Source organism: Blautia glucerasea (assembly GCF_013304385.1).
Lineage (GTDB): Bacteria > Bacillota > Clostridia > Lachnospirales > Lachnospiraceae > Blautia_A > Blautia_A ammoniilytica.
Genome location: NZ_JAAITU010000145.1, coordinates 1 through 596 on the forward strand (window position 1 = coordinate 1; position 596 = coordinate 596).

Consider the following 596-nt stretch of genomic DNA (forward strand, 5'->3'; position numbering starts at 1 on the left):
GCATAGACATTCATGGTGGTACTGACATCTGAGTGCCCTAACAGTTCCTGCACATCCTTTGGTGCCGCTCCATTTGCCAGAAGGTTGCTTGTGTAGGTGTGTCGCAGCTGGTGAAAATGAAATCCTTCAAATCCATCCAGTTTCTGAGCAATCTTCCTGCAAACAATTCCTAATGTGCTTGGCAGTTCCAGACTTCCATCCGGTCTTAAGCAGACAAAGGATATTTCCTTATAATCCTCTGGAACATTCTCTGTTCCGTCCAGATGATAGAACTCATAGTAAACTCTGTTTTTGTCTTTTACTTCTCTGTAGTAGTTTTTGTGGTAAAGTTCTCCGTACTGCATTCGGTTTTTAAGCTGTTCCTTTCGGGCATTGCGAAGAATCTCAGTCAGCGTATCTCCAAAATCAACAATCCTTACCTTTTTTCGCTTGGTCGGTCCGATGATATTCTTATGCCTTGAACCATCATAGCGGATACTGCGTCTGATTGTAAGGCACTGTTCTTCAAGATTTACATCCTGCCATGCCAGACCACAGGCTTCACCGATACGAAGTCCTGCATAATAAGCTATCTGGATTGGAAGTATTGCCGGTGG

Annotated in this window: 1 protein-coding gene; it reads right to left on the reverse strand. The window is 44.0% G+C overall.

What is annotated here, in order from left to right; genetic code table 11:
* Nucleotides 1-596 (reverse strand): site-specific integrase (locus G5B11_RS18800; RefSeq protein WP_173729344.1); only part of this gene is annotated, 596 nt, incomplete at both ends.